Genomic DNA, 18050 nt, shown 5'->3' with positions numbered 1-18050 from the left:
TAAATTATCACTCATTACTTTCATCTATTACTGTTATATAATATCTATTTAAATCAAATAATCCATAATTTAAAGGATTAGATTTTCTAAATTCATTATTAAACCAATCAAAGTGCTTCCAAAAATCAGGATTTCCTCTGTTTATAGCATAATCCCTAATTTGCTCTTTTAATTTTATCTTACTTTCATAATTCTTTATAGTATTAAAGAAGTCTGGTAATTCATCTTGTTTTAACACAATAAAAAGGCTAGGATACGAACTTATGAACCCTTCAATAAAATCTATATCATCTTTTGTAGGGTCTAGCCTAGACTCTTCATCAAACATTAATGCTACATTATCATGCCATCTATTTACAATCATTGAGTAGGTGAAATTTTCACCATTATTCATAATAATTCTAATTAAAACAGCATTTGCATCTTTATCTGTAAAATGTTTTGTAATCTTTGTACTATTTGGAGCAGCTAAAGATTTAAAGCTCTCTTCTATCTCCTCTTTTGTATTATAAACCTCTTTTAAAGGAGTTGGTTTATACCAGTTTTCTATAAAATTTATCTTATCTCTCTTTGTCTTTGTATAATCAATTAACATATTTGAGAACTCATATTTGTAATCATTTGAGTAGTACTTTATTCCTGTTTCATTTTGTGATGGAGTATATACTGTAAGATATTTTGCTAACCAACCAATGTACCATGAGTTAAAATAATTAAGTCTGCTCTTTTGTGGTAAAAACTCTAAAAAATTACTCTCCCCTTCAACTCTTAATCTATCCATATGAGTTCTTACAAGTAGCTGATGAGCAGTATTCCCAAAAACATCAAAACCAGCAACTAAAGAGTAGTAAATCCTCTCTAAAAGAGGAAAGTCAATAACCCAAAGGGTTTTAGGAATACTCCCTAATGCTCCATAATGCAAAGATGCTGAGTCATAGTGTCTATAAACTGTTAATATAGAATCATTAAGCTCTTTATTATTACTTTTTCTAATATACTCCAATTTCATTCCATCTTGATAATATTTTTGATAAATATCTGCTCTATATTTTTGATATGCTTTTGTCTCTTTTTCATATCCCAAAGCTTTAAAGGTTGTAAATAGAGTAGGATCTTCTCCTAACTGATTTGGAACTCTTAAATATTTAAAGTTATCTTCCAAAAATCTTTTATTAATAACACTCAAATCATATTTTGGATCCATAAAAGCAACCCAAAAATGGTCTTGAATAACATTTAAAGCAATCTGCCCTTTACATACAGGTCCTTTTATGAAGCTATTTACAAAGAAATATACATCTTTTAATAAAAATTCATATCTACTAATTGCAGGAATTTGTTTAAATACTTCTAGTGCATTTGAAGCATTATCTTCAAAATATGAGATAATATATGGCTCTTCTTCCCAATTTGGTTTTATAAAAATATCATTATAAAATTTCAGCTTATCATCGTCTATTTTATATGGCATATGAGTTTTATGTACAATTGTACCTTCAACCTTTTTTAATCTATAATAAAATGGTTTTTTTATCTCATCATATGGAAATCTAGTTGCTATAATTTCTGGTTCTTCTCCACTAGGAGTACTAGAACGAATTAGCTCAAAGAAGTTTCCACTAGCTTCATCAAAATAGATATGTGCCAAAAAAATATGTTCATATATATATCTTGCTGTTACAATATTTTTTATATTTTTGTTATTTAGAAAATCTTCAAATTTTTTTATCTGTTTTTTTTCAAAATCTGTGCTTATATCTCTTTTAGTATCATCAATAGCACCATTATCTAGCCATGTCATAAGAATATTATACTCATCTTTTGAAATTGCAGGAAAACCATAAGGCATAGCTTTATGTGGATTATCATCAAAGAAATCTTCTAACTCCTCTTTATCTTTTGCACAAGTTAACTTATCAGTTTCAGGCGAATAATTACCAATATTTTTTGGGTTTCTATCTTTTTCAAAAAGAAATTGCATCATAATAGAAGCATTATGTTCTTCTAGTTTGTCTGTTACAGAGACAAAACCTTTTTTTCTCCAATCATTCGTATTTGATGCATCTATAAAAAGCCTTGTAGGATCTATAGCTCGTAATCTAGTATCATAAACTAGCTCTTTTGTGGAACCTCTATCAAGCCCATCAAAACTCTCCATTTTTAATTGACAAGGTGAATTGTAGCAAGAGTGACAAGATACACAACGATTATCTAAAATAGGTTTTATATCTTTTGTATAAGATATTTCTCTATCTACCTTATCAAAAACTACAGGGTCTAATGGTTTACTTGAACATCCAAAAAAAATAGCTGAAAAAATCAATACAATCAATATCTGAAATTTCATATCAATTTCCCTTTTTAAACAAAATTCTTTGATTATACAAAAATTTTATTTTTAAAGTGCTTTTTGCTAATATTCCAAACTAAAATGAAAGGAAAATTAGATGAAACACCTTATTAGAACTTCCGATTTTACAAAAGAAGAGATACTTGAAATTTTTGATGATGCTAGAGAGTTTAAAAATATTAAATTTAGTAGGATTTTAGAGGGTAAAATTATTGTTACACTTTTTTTTGAAAATTCTACAAGAACAAGAAGCTCTTTTGAAATAGCTGCAAAAAGATTAGGTGCTGAAGTTATAAATCTTGATGTTGGTACATCTTCACAAAAAAAAGGTGAAACAATGTACGATACAGTTGCAAATATAAATGCTATGAATCCAGATGCAATTATTATTAGACACAGTGTTCATGGTCTTCCAGAGAGTTTAATTGGATATGTTTCTTGTCCAATAATAAATGCAGGAGATGGAAGACACTCTCATCCAACTCAAGCTCTTTTAGATCTATTTACAATTACTGAATATTTTGATGGAGATACTGAAGGAAAGAAAATAGCAATTGTTGGAGATGTACGAAACTCAAGAGTTGCTGGAAGCAATAGAAGATTGTTGCCTAGATTTGGAATAGATGTAAATTTAGTTGCACCTGATTGTTTTAAATATGAAGGTGATGAGTTCAAACAGTTTGACTCAATATCTGAAATAGTTGATGATATGGATATTGTAATGAGCCTAAGAAGCCAACTTGAACGTCACAATATCACATATTTTGAATCACTTCAAGAGTATGCAAAAGATTTTTGTATTACAAGTGAATTAATGGAGAGAAAAGAGTTTTTACTTCTACATCCAGGTCCTGTAAATAGAAATATTGATATTACTGATGAAGTTTTAAAACACCCTAGATGTAAAGTTTTAGAACAAGTTACAAATGGTGTTGCAATAAGAGCTGCAATTTTGAAAAAATTAATTCTAGAGGATAAGTAAATCTTTTTGGAACTTAAAGATATTTTGAATAAATTTGGCTCTTCAAAAGAGCCTTTTTTATTTTTAATCTCTTATAATCTAAATAATTTCTATATAAAAAAACTAGATAACTGCCAAAAAAATATACAATTTAAAATATCTAATAAAAATCAAATATATACCAAAGATTATACTTTTAAGAAATATCCAATTAGTTTTAAAGAGTATGAAAGAAAGTTTAATTTAGTTCAAGATGAGATAAGAAGTGGGAATAGCTATTTATTAAATCTAACTACAAAAACAAAAATAGAGACAAATCTTAGTTTAGATGAGATTTATGAAAATGCCAACTCTTTATTAAAATTAAGAGTAAAAATAGATGATTTAGATTTTGTCTGTTTTAGCCCTGAAAAATTTGTAGATATTAGAGATAATAAAATCTATACATATCCTATGAAAGGAACGATAGATGCAAAACTAGAAAATGCCAAAGAGATTTTATTAAACAACAAAAAAGAGTTAGCTGAACACACTATGGTTGTTGATCTTCTTAGAAATGATTTAGGTAAGGTTGCAAAAAATATCAAAGTTGAGAGATTTAGAGATTTTAGTAAGATAAAAACAAAAAATAGTGAAATTCTTCAAACAAGTTCACTTATAAGTGGAGATTTACAAAATAATTGGCAAGAAAAAATAGGAGATATTTTTTCAAACCTTCTTCCAGCTGGAAGTATTACAGGAACTCCAAAAAAATCTACAATAGAAATTTTAAAAAATATTGAAAACTATGATAGAGATTTTTACAGTGGAGTTTTTGGGATTTTTGATGGAGAAAATCTTCAAAGTTTTGTACTTATTAGATTTATTGAAAAGATTAAAGATGAACTTTTTTATAAAAGTGGTGGTGGAATTACAAGTGATAGTATTGTAAAAGATGAGTATAACGAGCTAATAGATAAAATTTATTTGCCATTTTAGAATATAAGGATAAAAAGATGTTTTTTGAAACAATAAAATGTAATGATTTTGAGATTTTTAATTTGAAATATCACCAAAAAAGAGTTGCAAAAACTATTGGAAAAAACCTAAACTTACAAGAGTATATAAACCCTATATCTAATGAAACTTTACGATGTAAAGTTATATATAATGAAAATGAGATCCTAGATGTACAATATTTTCCTTATAAAAGAAGAGAGATAAGAAGCTTTAAGGTAGTTTTTGATGATACTTTAAATTACTCAAAAAAATATCTAAATAGAGAAAAACTTGATGAGCTTTTTTTAAAAAAAGATAGTTGCGATGAGATAATTATTGTTAAAAATGGGATTGTTACAGATACAAGCATTGCAAATATTGCTATCTTTTATGATGGAGTTTGGATTACCTCAAAAAATTGCTTATTAGAAGGAACTTCAAGAGCTAGACTACTTGAGCAAAAAGAGATTTTTGAAAAAGATATAAGTTTAGATATGTTGAAAAATAGTTCAAAAATTGCACTTATGAATGCTATGATAGGTTTTTATGAGATAAAAGAGTTTAAAATAGAATTTTAAAAGTATTAAAACCCTTTTCAAAACTATAAAGAAGTCTAAAATTATGTCTATCTAAAACTTTTTTTACAATACTTAAGCCTAATCCAAAACCATCTCTTTGAGCTAACTCTTGAGTAAAAGGTTTTAAATAATGTTCAAAATCTTTTACTAATTTGTCACCTCTATTTGAAATAGAAATTTCATTTTTAGATACTTCTATAATGATTGGGAAGTAAGTCGAATATTTTAATGCATTATCAATAAGATTTTTTAATGCAATTGATAAATAGTATAAATCTGCCTCTATTTTGAAATCTTCAGAAATCTTTATATCTATTTTTCTCTCATCTTCTAAATAAAGCTTCCCTAAGGAGTCTAAAATCAAAGTTTCTGCACTAAAAATAGTTAAATTTAACTTTGAGATATTTAGCTTTTCAAGCTCTATTAACTCATTTGTTAATCTCTCTAAATCATAAAAAATCTTTTTAAGTAGCTCTTTTTGTGAAAAATCATCTATATTCTCTATAGCAAATTTACCTTTTGTTATTGGCGTTCTTAACTCATGCCCAATATCACGGAGTAGTTCTTCTCTCGTTTTTATAGACTCTTCAAGAGAACTTGCCATTAAGTTAAAACTATTTGCTAAAGTACCTATTTCATCATTTGATTTTATATCTATTCTTGTTGATAAATTTCCATTTGAAAAAGCTTTTATCTCTTTTGTTATAGTTTTTAGTGGACTTAAAATTTTTATTATAAATAAAAACATTAATAAAAGGGCAAAAATATCTAAAAATACCAATATATTTAAAATAGTTTTATCACTTAAACTCTCTTGCTCTAAAGCTTTAAAGATATACTCTTCATCTAAATATTTTATTTTTAAAATGTAGCTATTTAATGATTTATATTTTAATATAGAGATATTTCCAAATGTTGAATCTTGTGTATATATAGTTTCTAAACCATTTTTATTCAAAACAGTTACTTGTTCTAAATCATTTTTTATCATCAAAGAGTTGATATAATTCTTGTTCTCTATATTCTTTAAAATATCATCTACTACTTTTAAATACTTCTCCTTCGCAAAATTATCTACCCTTTTTAGGTTTATATTATCAATCCACAGTCCAATTATTGTCATTAAAATAAAGCTTATTATAAAAAGAATAGTTAGTTTCTTAAAAATTGACATATTAACCTACAAACTTATAACCAATTCCCCAAACAGATTTTATATATTTAGGGCTTTTAAAATCATCTCCAATCTTAGCTCTTATATTTGATATATGCATATCAATAGTCCTATTTTTTGTATTAAAATCTAAAGAAGTTGCATTTAAAATCTGCTCTCTTGAAGATATTTTATTTTGATTTTCAACTAAATAGATAAAAATTTCAAACTCTATTTTGGTAAAATCAACAGCATAATCATCCACTAAGACAGTTCTATTATCTTTATCTATAGTAAAATCTCCAATTATAAGAGTTTTATTTAAATTCCTTTTTAAAATAGCCTCTATTCTTAAAACCAACTCTCGTGGTTCATAGGGTTTTGCTAAGTAATCATCAGCTCCAAGCTCAAATCCATGGATTTTATTACCTATATCACCTCTTGCTGATGAGATAATTATAGGTATATTTTTTATCTCTTTTAATTTATTAAATAGGTCAAATCCATCCATAAAAGGGAGCATTAAATCTAATATTATAATTGAATAATCATTGTTCTTTTTAAAATCTTCTAAAATATCTTTTGGATTATCAAAAGCTTTAACAATAAATCCATAATCCTTTAGATAATCAACTATCAAGTTTTGCATTTGTAAATCATCTTCAATCAATAAAACTTTTTTATTCAATTACCCACTCCTTAAAGTGATCAGCAAATTTATCTCTTTGTTTTTCATTTAAAATTTCATGAATCTTTTTTATCCTTTTTGATTCTAAAATAGTAGCTCTTTTTTTAATCTCCATAGTTTTTTTGATATATAAATTTTCATCAAAGTTTGGCTCTTCAATCATATCTTCAATCTCATCTTCAATCTCATCTTTATACTTATAAAACTTTTTATACTCATCTTTCAGCTCTACTAAAATATTTTTAATAGCTTTAACTTGATTATCATTTAAATCCAAATAATCAAGATTTTTATATGAGTGCTTATATTTTTTGTAATCCTTATCTCCATTTAGATATAAAAACATACTACATAAAATCAGAAATATCTTTAATATTCTCATCTTCAATTAATCCTTTTTCAATATCATTATGACAAGCTTTACAATTTGCAACACTTTTTATCTTCTCACTTTTAAAAATCTTTTTAGGTATATCTTCGTGTCTTTTTTCCCAATAATTAGTTTTACTTAAAGCTATTATATCTTTATTGCCTATAGAATTTATAAAATTCCAACTAGCTTCCATTGTTGAATTCTCTGCACTATTTTTTACTAGAAAACTTAAAATATTTTTATTTACTTCATTATCAACTGTTGCATCATCTCCAAAGTGATTTTCTAAATCATTCATAATCAATTCCCATGATTTTTTAGGTAATAGATTTGGTGGATAAAGAGTGTGACAACTGCCACACTCATCTACAAAAGAGATATTTTGTACTTTATAATCAATTGGTTCATAAATTGATGCTGTTAAAATATTATTAGGCTTGAATAGTGCAAAAAATATAAATATAAGAAATATAGTAAGAGCTATAAAGGAAAATAGCTTTTGAAATATATTTAATCTTACATCCTCTATACTCTTTACCACTTTATAACCTGTAAATATTGAATTTAAAGTTTGATGTTTTTTATGAAATATCCTATCAAAAGCTATCCCAAAAAGATGGATAATAATCAAAACTATTAAAAAATTTGCAAGAAACTCATGTATCTCTTCAATTAGCTTCATCTTTTTAAAATATTCACTATTTAAGAAGCTTAATACACCTTTTCCTTCTTGAATCCCAAGAGTTAATACACCACTTATAATCACCAAAAAAGTAGTTATAAGTATAGCAATCATTATATAAGATGCCATAGGATTATGACCTATATATTTTTGTTCACTATTAAAGATATTTTTCATAAACTCTTTGGCTTCATTTATGTTTGTTGAAAAGTCTTTAAATAAAGAGTATTTTGGTCCTATAAAGCCCCAAAATAGTCTAAAAATCAAGAGTATCAAAATTGCATAACCAATATTTGAGTGATAGTTGATTAGCTTATCATCATCTGTTAAAAAAGCAGCAAGAATAAAAATAGCTAATAAATGGTGAAATATCCTTGTAGGAAGTGACCAAATATATGTTTTTTTCATATCTATCCTTTTTTAATCGTTCCTATTTAAAAAGGAACAGTTTTTTTATTTCTACTTCGTATAGAAAAGATTCAAAATCTAAAAGACTTCAAGAATGAAGCCTTACTTTTTCCATTTTCCATAATTTGGAATTTTTACATCATCATCACTAAATACACCTTTTTCCGCATTTTGATGACAAGCTGTACAGTTAAACAGACCTTTTACCTCTTTTTGAGTTATTAAATTCTCTTTAATCTCTTCATGTTTTTTCTTCATATAAGGCATTTTAGAGATGCTATCTGAAGTTGTTCCTTTTAAGTTTTTGACTATTTTTTTACTTCTTTTATATTGCATAGCCTTTTCTGCACTATTCATATTTAAATAACTTGATAGTGTTTGAAAAGTTTTATCATCAACACTTGCATCATCTCCAAAGTGGTCACTTAAATTTAACATCATTTTATTCCAAGAGCTACTAGGCAATAAGCCAGCTGGATATGCAAAATGGCAACTTCCACACTCTTTTTTATATATATCATTATCAACTGGTTTTATACTTATTTTCATCTCTTGTGCATATAAGGCACAACTAAGCAGTGTAAAAATAATTAGCTTTTTCATCTTTTACTCCTCCTACTTATTTATGATGTAAGTTACTACATCACCTTTTTCAATAGCTGTTCCTTCACGATTATAAACATCATTAAAGTTTCTTTTTAACCATTTTTCAATATCTGCTTTATCTGTAAACCTTTTTTGATTTGCTTTTGGAGATAGAGCATCTATTGTTTTACCTGTAAAATAGTTCTGATTTGATTTATTTAAATCTGTACCATGACAAGATGCACAAGAGATTAGTTCTCCTTTTTTGCCAATATGTTTTGATAAAAAAAGCTCTTCTCCTCTTTTATAATCAAACTCTTTAAAACTAGGATTTTCTTTTATAGCCTCCTGCTTTAAAGAGCTTAAGAAATCATCAATCACTGAGCTAAAACCTAAGCTTGCTAAAAGACAAGCAACAATCACTATTTTCATAATTTACTCCTAAATATTTTATATTTAGAAGTATAAAGTAACTATTTCAAGATATTATGTACTATTTATTGACAATTTATTTACAATTTGGATTTAAAAGTTAGTAAGAACGGAGAGATTTTAATTCTGAGGCGATGCCTCAGATATTTTTAAAGTTTATTTTACCATTTTAGTAAACTCTTTATATATAGTCGAGTTTGAAGTTGGTGTAAATTCGCTACTTAATTCATTTTTATTATTATATTTTAAAGCAACTGCAGTATCATTAAATACTTTAATATGAGTTATATTGGCAATATTTTTAATATCTTCACTTATTTCGAAATCACTATTAACACTACAAATTTCTACAGTTTTATCACCTTTAATTGGATGACTTCCATATTTAATAGATTTTATTTTCTCTACTTTTCCACCATTTGCAAGAGCTAATAAGTAATGCCCTAAGCCAACTCCAAAAATTGGAATATTTGCCTCAATTAATCTTTTTATCTCTTCAACCTCATCTTTTAAAATATTTGGATTTCCAGCACCACTACTTAGAACTACTCCACCTATTTTACCTAATTTAAAGTTGTTTATTATTTCTTGAGATTTTGTAGAAGCTGGAACTACTTCAACTTCAAATCCTAACTCAACAAGTTCATTTAAAAATGATTTTTTAACTCCATAATCAATTACAAGAACTTTTTTATCACTCATACTAGCTTTATTGTAGTCTTGAATTTCATCGTTCCAAACACCTGATTTGTGAATATAAGCCTCTTTTGTAGAACTATCTTTAACAAAATTAATTTCATCATATTTTTTTGCTTTACTTAACTCTTTTGCTAACTCATCTTTTGAAGAGATTTTTGTAGATGCAATCATCATCATACTTCCCTCTTCTCTTAAAGTTTTTGTTAAGTACCTTGTATCAATATCACAAATTCCAATAACATTTTGTTCTATTAAAAACTCCTTTAAACTCATATCTGCTCTATAGTTCGAGTAAAGATCATGATAATTTCTCACAATAATCCCATTTGCATAGGCTTTTGAACTTTCCATATCGACTCTATTTGCACCTGTATTTCCTATTTCTACAGCTGTAAAATTTATAAATAATCCATTGTTTGAAGGGTCTGTAATAATCTCTTGTTGTCCAAATGTTGAGTTATTATACACTAGTTTTCCAACAGCAGTTGTATCTGCACCAAAAGAGTTTGCCTCTAAAAATATCCCGTTTTCTAAATAAATATATACTTTTTGCATCAAATTAATCCTCTTTTTATTAACTCTTCTTCATAAAGTCTATGATACACCAAATCATAGTCCTCAGTACCAGGAATTAGCTTTCTTTTATAATTTTTAAGCTTAGCTAACACTTCACCATCTGCTCTTTCAAACCCTTTAATAAAATCATCCAAAGAACCAAATATTACATTTTTAATCTGATTATCCGAACAAGTAAAATGTATATAATCCTCCTCCCATAGATAATCTAATATTTTGTGAGCAATATCAGAAAACCTATCTTCATTGTTTAAGATAACGCCAAAATCATTTGCAAGCCTTTTTTTTGTCATCCAGAAAAGTTGCCTTCTATCTGCATTTAGATACTCAATCTCTTCTATTTGAGAATCTAGAATCTCTTCTACTTTATCATCTAAAGCTTGCTCTTTAAGAATATCTTCATCTAAAATCCTCTCAACTTGCTCTTCTATACTAGCTCTATCTCTTCTTGCTTCTATAAAATCACAAGTAATTAAATCTCTTGTAATTCTTCTTGAAAGGTATGTAGTTTGGTGTAGCTTTAATCTCATTTTATCCCCTTAAAATTGTATCATCTCGTTCTGGCGAAGTTGAAATTATTCCAACTCTTACATTTGTTATCTCTTCAATTCTTTCTATATATTTTTTTGCATTTATTGGTAAATCTTCATATTTTCTAATCCCAACAACACTATCCCAACCATCTATCTCTTCATAAATAGCTTTTACACTCTCCATATTTGATGGCATGTAATCTACTCTTTCTCCATTATATTCATATGCAACACAAACTTTTATTTTATCAAAGCCATCTAAAACATCTAGTTTCATCAAAGCTAATTTATCACATCCATTTAATCTACTTGCATATCTAACTGCAACGGCATCAAACCAACCGCATCTTCTCTTTCTTCCAGTTACTGTTCCAAACTCTTTTCCAACTTCACCCATAGTTTTTCCATACTCTGTGAAATCTTCACTAGGAAATGGTCCATTTCCAACTCTTGTACAGTATGCTTTTACAATTCCAGTTATCTCACCTATATCTTTTGGATTTAAACCTAATCCAGTACATGCTCCTGCACTAACCGTACTAGAGCTAGTAACATAAGGATATGTTCCATGGTCAATATCTAGTAGTGTTCCTTGAGCACCTTCCAATAAAACTCTTTTATTTTCATCAAGAGCTTTCCATACCATATTTGTCGTATTTGTTATATATGGTGCTAATTTAGTATTATAGTCTTCAAGCTCAGCTAATAGCTCTTCTTTCAAAGGAGTTTTTATCTCTAAAACATCAAAAATTGCTTTATTCTGAGCAAAATAATCTAAGATATCATTACAAAGCTTTGAAGGATCTAATAAATCTCCAGCTCTAAAACCATTTCTACTTACTTTTTCAGAATATGTAGGACCAATTCCTTTTCCTGTTGTTCCAATAGCCTTATCACCCTTTAATCTCTCTTTTGCTTGATCAATTAAAGCATGAAAAGGAAGGTTTAAGTGAGCTTTATCAGATATATAAAGTCTTCCTTCAAGATTATCAAATTGACTCATCTCTTTTAATATATTAAAAGGTGATACAACAACACCATTTCCTATAATATTTATAGCTTTTTTGTTTAAAATACCTGAAGGAATTAGTTGAAGTGCATATCTTATTCCATCTACCCAAATTGTATGACCAGCATTATGTCCACCTTGGCTTCTACAAACCATATCATATTTTTGAGCAAGCATATCTACTATTTTACCCTTGCCTTCATCTCCCCATTGAATTCCAACTATTACATCTGCTTTCATTTTATCCCTCTAACATTTTTAATAAATTATCTGTGTATAATGCAAAACCTAAAGAGCTAATTCCATCAGCCTCGTACATTCCACCTCTACATAAAACTAAATTTTTATCTATTACTCTATAATAAACACCATTGTAGTATTTTAAACTTCCATAATACATAGGTGCAATAATAATATTTGAGTAACTTACCTCTCTTGCTTTTTCTAAAAGAGTCTCTAGCTCTTTTTTTAATGTATTTGGTACTACTTCTATAACCTTTTCCAAACTTTTAATATCTTTTACTCTTAAAAGACTATTTAGCCATTCACAATTTAATTTAAGTAGCTCTGATATTTCACCATTTTTGAGTATATCAATACTAATATTTAGCTCTGTGCTTATTAGTTTTGGTATATTTACATTTGATATTTGTAAAATTGGCTCTATTTTTATAGCTCTTAAAATATCTGCTGTTAAATTCATAATATCAGATATATTATTATGCTCTATCCACTCACAACCAATTTGATAATCCTCTTTTGAAGGATATGAAAAAATAGGTTGAATATAGAACCATTTTCTATGATTTGTAGCTCTTCCCAATCTTTTTGTAATAATTCTTACAACATCTAAAGTAGAATCAGCTCTTAAAGATACTTGTTCATTCTCTTCATCTGAAAATTTTATTAATTTTTTATTGTTCTCAATAGATTGATGCTGAGAATATGAAAAATTTGGTGTCAAAATCTCTTCAAATCCATTTCTCTCCAAAATTTGACAAACACTATTTTCTAAAACCCTTTTTGCTTTTGCAGTTTTACCAAAATATAGTCTGCTTCCTTTTGGAATTTCGTGTTCAAAAATCATATATGACTATTTCCCTTTATAAAATGATTGTGCAAATACTTTATTTGCTGTTCCATCAAATGTTCTAATTTTTAAATCATCCATAACTAATTCAATTGCATTTACAGCCCAAGAAGCTTCAAAATCTTCAACAAGACCCATATGATTTATCCTAAAAATTTTTCCAGACAAATGGTCTTGACCACCTGCTATATCAACATTATACTTATTTTTTAAGATTTTTCTAATCTCATTTGATTGTTCTGTATAAACTGTAGTCATAGCATTTGCAGGAGTTTTTGGATAAATTTTAAATCCAATAGCTTTTAATGCCTCTTGCGTTGCTTTTGCTATTTTTGATGTTTTTTCATATTGGTTTTCAAACCCTATCTCTTTCATCTTCTCTAAAACAGAGCCTAATCCAATAGTCAAAGTTGTCGCTGCTGTGTAAGCAGTTGTATTTTTTCTTTGATTTTTTATCTCACTTGCTAGATTAAAGTAGTAACCAGCTGGTTTTTCTTCTATTTTAGAAACTGCTTTACTCGATAATCCAATCATAGATAAACCTGGTGGTAACATAAATGCTTTTTGACTTCCAGTAATTACAGCATCAAAGTTTGAAACATCAATTTTTTCAACTCCAACAGCTGTAATTCCATCTGCAATTATCATTATTTCAGGATTAATTTTCTTTACCTCTTTTGCCATCTCTTCAGCTGGATGTCTTAACCCACCAGCGCTTTCACAAATTTGAATAAAAACTGCATCTATATCTTTATCATTTTTAATTATATTTACTACATCTTTAACATCTACAGGAGTATCCCACTCATTTTTTATCTCTACAAAATCTATATTAAAAGCTTTACAAATTTTTCCAAATCTCTCTCCGAACTTTCCAGAATTAACTGTAAGTGCCTTTTTTCTTGTAAGATTTGTAATACAAGCTTCCATAGCTCCTGTTCCACTCGAAGCTAACATTAAAACTTCAGGCATATTGTAAATTTCAATTAAAAGATTTCTAGTTTTCTCAAAAATAGCTTCAAACTCTTTTGTTCTATGGTGAATTGTAATATCACTCATTGCTTTTCGTGCAAATTCTGGTACAGGAGTTGGTCCTGGAGTTAATAACATATTAATTTTCCTTATATTAAAGTATTTCATATTTCAGTAAAACGGAATATTTTAGCTAAAAAAAGATTATTAAATGGTTAAAATATGTTTAATTAGATATAATTGCTCGACTAATTTTATAAGGTAAAAAATGAAAGCAACAAAAATTTTTTTCTCAATACTACTATTAACTCCTTTTCTTTATGCAAAAGAGTTTATTGTAAATAATAAAAATTCAAAAGCAAATTTTCAACTAATGTATCAAAAATCAAAGGTAATTGATGGGAGTTTTCAAGATATTACTGGATTAATAATTTTTGATGAAAAGGAAAATATAATAAAATCTTTACAAGGTTCTGTTGATACAGACTCTGTAGCTACACAGAATAAAGATTTAACAGCTTTAATCATAGGTGAAAAAATTCTAAACAATAAAAAATACCCTGAGATAGAGTTTAATGCTGATAAAATTACAGATGATAAAGTTTTTGGAGATATTAAAATAAATGGGGTAAAAAGAAATATTGAGTTTAATATTGTAAATAGTGGTGTTTTTCTTGACAAACTATATATTTCTATGAATACAACTTTAAAAAGAAGTAATTTTGACCTATCTTGGGATGTTTTGGATAGCCTAGGTAGTAGTGCTGTATCAAATGATATAAAAGTTACAATAAATATGGAAGCAACTTTGCAAAATGAGTTAAATTTTCAGCAAACAAAAGAGAAAAGAAAAAAGTAACCTTGACATTTAATACTAATTAGTAATACAATTTCTGCTAAGGAGTATTTATGAACAGAAAAAGTCTAAAGTCTTATGGTGAGAAATCAGATAAAGCTATGAAAACTGTTATGAGATTGGTAAGAGTTGCTCATATTTTAAACAATAAAACAGAACTTTTTTTATCAAAATATACTCTAACATTTAATCAATTTAAAGTTTTAGAAGTTTTATATCATAGAGGAAATTTAAATATAAGTTCTATTACAAAACTTATTATGGGAACTCCAGGAAATACTACGGTGATTGTTAGAAATCTCATTAGAGATGAATTAATAGAGTCAAAAAAAGCTTCAAATGACAATAGATCATCTATTTTGTCTATAACTCCAAAAGGAGTTGCTATTATAGAAGATATTTTCCCAAGTCATTCAAACAATTTAAATGAATTTTTAGATGTCTTAGATGATAATGAATTAAAAACTTTATTCGATTTATTAGATAAAATTTACAATAAAAACAAAAAGGATTAAAAATGAAAAAAATTAGTTTAGGATTATTAAGTATATTTACTGCTGGAACACTATTTGCAGGAACATATAGTGTTGATACAGTAAACTCAAATGCAGGTTTTACAGTAAAACATATGATGGTTTCAAATGTAGCTGGGAAGATAAAAGATGTTAGTGGAATATTTGAATACGATGAAAAAGCAAACACTCTTGTAAGTGTTAGTGGAGAGTTAAATGTAGCTTCTATTGATACAGCTGATGAAAAAAGAGATGAGCATTTAAGAGCAAGTGATATTTTTGATGTAAAACAGTTCCCAAAAATCACTTTTAAATCTACAAAAGTTGAAAATGATGTAGTTTATGGAGACTTAACAATTAAAGGTATTACAAAAAACATTAAACTAAATCTTGAAAATGGTGGAGCTTTAGGTAAAAAATCTGGGTTTACTCTAACTGGAAAAATAAATAGAAGTGAGTTTGGTGTAACTTGGAATAAAATTTTAGAAACAGGTGGAGTTGCTGTTAGTGACGAAGTTAAATTAAATATTGATATTCAAGGAAATCTTAAATAGTGTTAAGCTAAGCAAATTGCTTAGCTTTTTTTGGAGTTAAATATGATAAAAATCTTAAAAAAGCAAAATATGGGAAAATCTAACTTAGGGTGGTTACAAAGCAATTTTCACTTTAGTTTTGCAGAATATAGAAACCCTACAAATATAAGATTTGGAGTTTTAAGAGTTCTAAATGATGATATAGTAAAACCAAAAAGTGGATTTGATACTCATCCTCACGAGAATATGGAAATAATTTCATATATTGTTGATGGTGAAATAACTCACAAAGATTCAATGGGAAATAAGGAAACTTTAAAAAGAGGAGAAGTTCAATATCTTAGTGCAGGAGATGGAATTTACCATAGTGAAAAAAATGATGGAGATAAAGATTTAAGGCTGCTTCAAATTTGGATATTTCCTCCACAAAAAGGACTTCCAAGGCTTTATGGTTCATATAGATATAAAGAGGAAGAAAGAGATAACAAACTTTTAAATATAGTCTCAAGTCAAGTTGGAGAGAGCCATATAAAAATCTATCAAGATGTAAATATATATGTAAGTGAATTTGATAAAGATTTTACTTTTAAAATAGATAAAAATAGACAAATCTACTTTGTACAAATTGAAGGAAGCTCCAAAGTAAATGGAAATATTTTAGAAAGTGGAGATGCAGCAGAGATAATAGATGAAACCCTGTTAGAAGTAAATCCTATATCAAAAAGTCATATTTTGTTTATAGAGATGAAACAATAGTATAGTTTCAAATATATAAATAAAAGAAGTAAAAATGGATCCAAAAAAAAGATTTGATATAAAAATAGGTTTAAAAGTAAATATTGTGTTAAAAACTGATCAAAAAACAAGAAGGCTTACTCAAGGAGTTGTAAAAGATATTTTAACAAATTCTCCAACTCACCCACATGGAATAAAAGTAAGATTGCAAAGTGGTGAAGTGGGTCGAGTTCAAGAGATACTTTAAAAATAATCTACTTTTAACTATACTTACAAGAAATTATTTCTAAAAATTTGTAAACGAAAGAAGATTATGGGTATAAAAATCCTTTTAAATGGGGCTGGTAGAATTGGAAAATCAATTCTAAAACAGCTTTTAGTTGATAAAAAATTTGAAATTGTTGCTATAAATGATATAAATCCATCTATTGAAAATATAGTTTACTCAATAAACTATGATTCAACTTATGGAAAAATAGATGATAAATTTAAAGTCATAGAAGATAATTTTATAAAGAATAAAAGTTCCAAAATAAAAATTACACACTATAAAGATATTTCACAATTATACTTAGATGGTATTGATATTTTAATTGATTGTAGCGGGCAAAAAGTAGATATTTTAAAATTAAGAGCTTTAAATGTAAAGAAAATCATTTTAACTCATCCAGAAAAAGATGCTGATATAAATCTAATATTAGGTGCCAATGAGGATAAATATGATAGAAAAAACCATAAAATAATCTCTACTAGTTCATGTAATGCAACCGCCTTACTTCCTGCATTAAAACTAATAGATAATAAAAAAAAGATTATTTGTGGTGATATTGTAACTATCCATCCTCTCTTAAATCATCAAAGAGTTTTAGATGGTAGCTTTGTACAAAGTGCTACTAGAGATGTTGATTTAAACTTTGAATTTGGACGAAGTTCAACTCAAAATATAATTCCTAGCCATACAACTACTATAAAAGCTTGTTCATATTCTATAGAAAAATTCAACTCTGATTTAATAAGTTCAAACTCTTTAAGAGTTCCAACAGATACAGTTGGTGCTATAAATGTTACACTTTTTACGAAAGAGCCTTCAATTAAAAGTGAGATAGTAAACATATTTTTAGAATTTGAAAAAAATCAGAACTACCCAATAGTTTTAAATAATTTTGAAGCTTTGGTTTCAAGTGATTTTAAAAAAGAGAGATATACAACAATAATTGACCATAGATTTTTAGAAGTAAAAAACAGTATGATAAAACTTCTACTTTGGTATGATAATGAGTGGGGATATGCCTCTAAAGTTGTAGAGATTTTAAAATATATAGATTTAAAAAAGGTTAGTTAAAAACC

21 protein-coding genes are annotated in these 18050 nt (G+C 27.3%); 9 read left to right on the top strand and 12 right to left on the bottom strand.

The genetic code is table 11. The features are described from left to right. Nucleotides 1-7: 7 nt before the first annotated feature. Complete coding sequence (locus ATR_RS00670; protein ID WP_115427582.1) at nt 8-2347, bottom strand: fatty acid cis/trans isomerase; 2340 nt, start codon at nt 2345-2347, stop codon at nt 8-10. A 100-nt stretch (nt 2348-2447) separates the two neighbouring features. Between ATR_RS00670 and ATR_RS00665 the strand changes: the two genes are divergently transcribed. From ATR_RS00665 to ATR_RS00655, 3 genes are read left to right on the top strand one after another with little or no spacing between them, the layout of a single operon-like run. Then, on the top strand, nt 2448-3332 hold the full coding sequence (locus tag ATR_RS00665; protein WP_115427581.1) for an aspartate carbamoyltransferase catalytic subunit: 885 nt from the start codon (nt 2448-2450) through the stop codon (nt 3330-3332). A gap of 6 nt (nt 3333-3338) precedes the next feature. Then, nucleotides 3339-4289 (top strand): aminodeoxychorismate synthase component I, encoded by a 951-nt coding sequence (locus ATR_RS00660; protein ID WP_115427580.1) that lies wholly within the window; start codon nt 3339-3341, stop codon nt 4287-4289. Between the two features lie 17 nt (nt 4290-4306). Then, the gene (locus ATR_RS00655; protein ID WP_115427579.1) at nt 4307-4867 is read left to right on the top strand and encodes an aminotransferase class IV family protein; all 561 of its coding nucleotides are present in this window, start codon (nt 4307-4309) and stop codon (nt 4865-4867) included. On the opposite strand, the gene ATR_RS00650 is transcribed toward ATR_RS00655, so the two are convergent. The 11 genes from ATR_RS00650 to ATR_RS00600 form a co-directional block, all read right to left on the bottom strand. Next, on the bottom strand, nt 4851-5990 hold the full coding sequence (locus ATR_RS00650; RefSeq protein WP_170126871.1) for an ArsS family sensor histidine kinase: 1140 nt from the start codon (nt 5988-5990) through the stop codon (nt 4851-4853). The two genes, ATR_RS00655 and ATR_RS00650, sit on opposite strands and share 17 nt — an antisense overlap. Before the next feature lie 52 nt (nt 5991-6042). Beyond that, complete coding sequence (locus ATR_RS00645) at nt 6043-6708, bottom strand: response regulator transcription factor (protein WP_115427577.1); 666 nt, start codon at nt 6706-6708, stop codon at nt 6043-6045. Then, nucleotides 6701-7090 carry a hypothetical protein gene (locus ATR_RS00640; protein ID WP_115427576.1) on the bottom strand — a complete coding sequence of 130 codons (390 nt, stop codon included), beginning with the start codon at nt 7088-7090 and terminating at the stop codon, nt 6701-6703. The genes ATR_RS00645 and ATR_RS00640 overlap by 8 nt, the downstream gene beginning before the upstream one ends. Next, nucleotides 7056-8171: a cytochrome b/b6 domain-containing protein gene (locus ATR_RS09910; RefSeq protein WP_115427575.1), complete on the bottom strand. Its 1116-nt coding sequence runs from the start codon at nt 8169-8171 to the stop codon at nt 7056-7058. Before ATR_RS09910 ends, ATR_RS00640 begins: the two co-directional genes overlap by 35 nt. A 102-nt stretch (nt 8172-8273) precedes the next feature. Further along, nucleotides 8274-8774 (bottom strand): diheme cytochrome c, encoded by a 501-nt coding sequence (locus tag ATR_RS00630; protein WP_115427574.1) that lies wholly within the window; start codon nt 8772-8774, stop codon nt 8274-8276. Between the two features lie 12 nt (nt 8775-8786). Continuing rightward, nucleotides 8787-9188, bottom strand: coding sequence for a DUF1924 domain-containing protein (locus tag ATR_RS00625; RefSeq protein WP_115427573.1), 402 nt, complete (start codon nt 9186-9188; stop codon nt 8787-8789). 156 nt (nt 9189-9344) lie between these two features. Next, the gene (locus tag ATR_RS00620) at nt 9345-10442 is read right to left on the bottom strand and encodes a carbamoyl phosphate synthase small subunit (RefSeq protein ID WP_115427572.1); all 1098 of its coding nucleotides are present in this window, start codon (nt 10440-10442) and stop codon (nt 9345-9347) included. Continuing rightward, nucleotides 10442-10993, bottom strand: coding sequence for a DUF507 family protein (locus ATR_RS00615; RefSeq protein WP_115427571.1), 552 nt, complete (start codon nt 10991-10993; stop codon nt 10442-10444). Before ATR_RS00615 ends, ATR_RS00620 begins: the two co-directional genes overlap by 1 nt. Before the next feature lies 1 nt (nt 10994). Further along, entirely contained in the window at nt 10995-12245 is a 1251-nt protein-coding gene (locus ATR_RS00610) for an adenylosuccinate synthase (RefSeq protein WP_115427570.1), read from the bottom strand. 1 nt (nt 12246) lies between these two features. Then, complete coding sequence (locus tag ATR_RS00605; RefSeq protein ID WP_115427569.1) at nt 12247-13092, bottom strand: ATP phosphoribosyltransferase regulatory subunit; 846 nt, start codon at nt 13090-13092, stop codon at nt 12247-12249. Nucleotides 13093-13098: 6 nt separating this feature from the next. Then, nucleotides 13099-14205: a pyridoxal-phosphate-dependent aminotransferase family protein gene (locus ATR_RS00600; protein WP_115427568.1), complete on the bottom strand. Its 1107-nt coding sequence runs from the start codon at nt 14203-14205 to the stop codon at nt 13099-13101. A 130-nt stretch (nt 14206-14335) separates the two neighbouring features. Between ATR_RS00600 and ATR_RS00595 the strand changes: the two genes are divergently transcribed. From ATR_RS00595 to ATR_RS00570, 6 genes are all read left to right on the top strand, one after another. Continuing rightward, a complete protein-coding gene (locus ATR_RS00595; protein ID WP_115427567.1) occupies nt 14336-14926 on the top strand; it encodes a YceI family protein in 591 nt (196 codons plus the stop codon). Between the two features lie 50 nt (nt 14927-14976). Continuing rightward, on the top strand, nt 14977-15438 hold the full coding sequence (locus ATR_RS00590) for a MarR family winged helix-turn-helix transcriptional regulator (protein WP_115427566.1): 462 nt from the start codon (nt 14977-14979) through the stop codon (nt 15436-15438). A 2-nt stretch (nt 15439-15440) separates the two neighbouring features. Continuing rightward, entirely contained in the window at nt 15441-15989 is a 549-nt protein-coding gene (locus ATR_RS00585; protein ID WP_115427565.1) for a YceI family protein, read from the top strand. A 42-nt stretch (nt 15990-16031) separates the two neighbouring features. Then, nucleotides 16032-16724 carry a pirin family protein gene (locus tag ATR_RS00580; RefSeq protein WP_115427564.1) on the top strand — a complete coding sequence of 231 codons (693 nt, stop codon included), beginning with the start codon at nt 16032-16034 and terminating at the stop codon, nt 16722-16724. A 34-nt stretch (nt 16725-16758) separates the two neighbouring features. Then, the gene (locus tag ATR_RS00575) at nt 16759-16950 is read left to right on the top strand and encodes a YwbE family protein (protein ID WP_115427563.1); all 192 of its coding nucleotides are present in this window, start codon (nt 16759-16761) and stop codon (nt 16948-16950) included. 66 nt (nt 16951-17016) lie between these two features. Next, on the top strand, nt 17017-18045 hold the full coding sequence (locus ATR_RS00570; protein ID WP_115427562.1) for a glyceraldehyde 3-phosphate dehydrogenase NAD-binding domain-containing protein: 1029 nt from the start codon (nt 17017-17019) through the stop codon (nt 18043-18045). Nucleotides 18046-18050 lie beyond the last annotated feature (5 nt).

The sequence above is a fragment of the Aliarcobacter trophiarum LMG 25534 genome (assembly GCF_003355515.1).
GTDB lineage: Bacteria > Campylobacterota > Campylobacteria > Campylobacterales > Arcobacteraceae > Aliarcobacter > Aliarcobacter trophiarum.
Note: the sequence above shows the minus strand (reverse complement) of the source record. Positions and strands in the feature narration are given on the sequence as shown.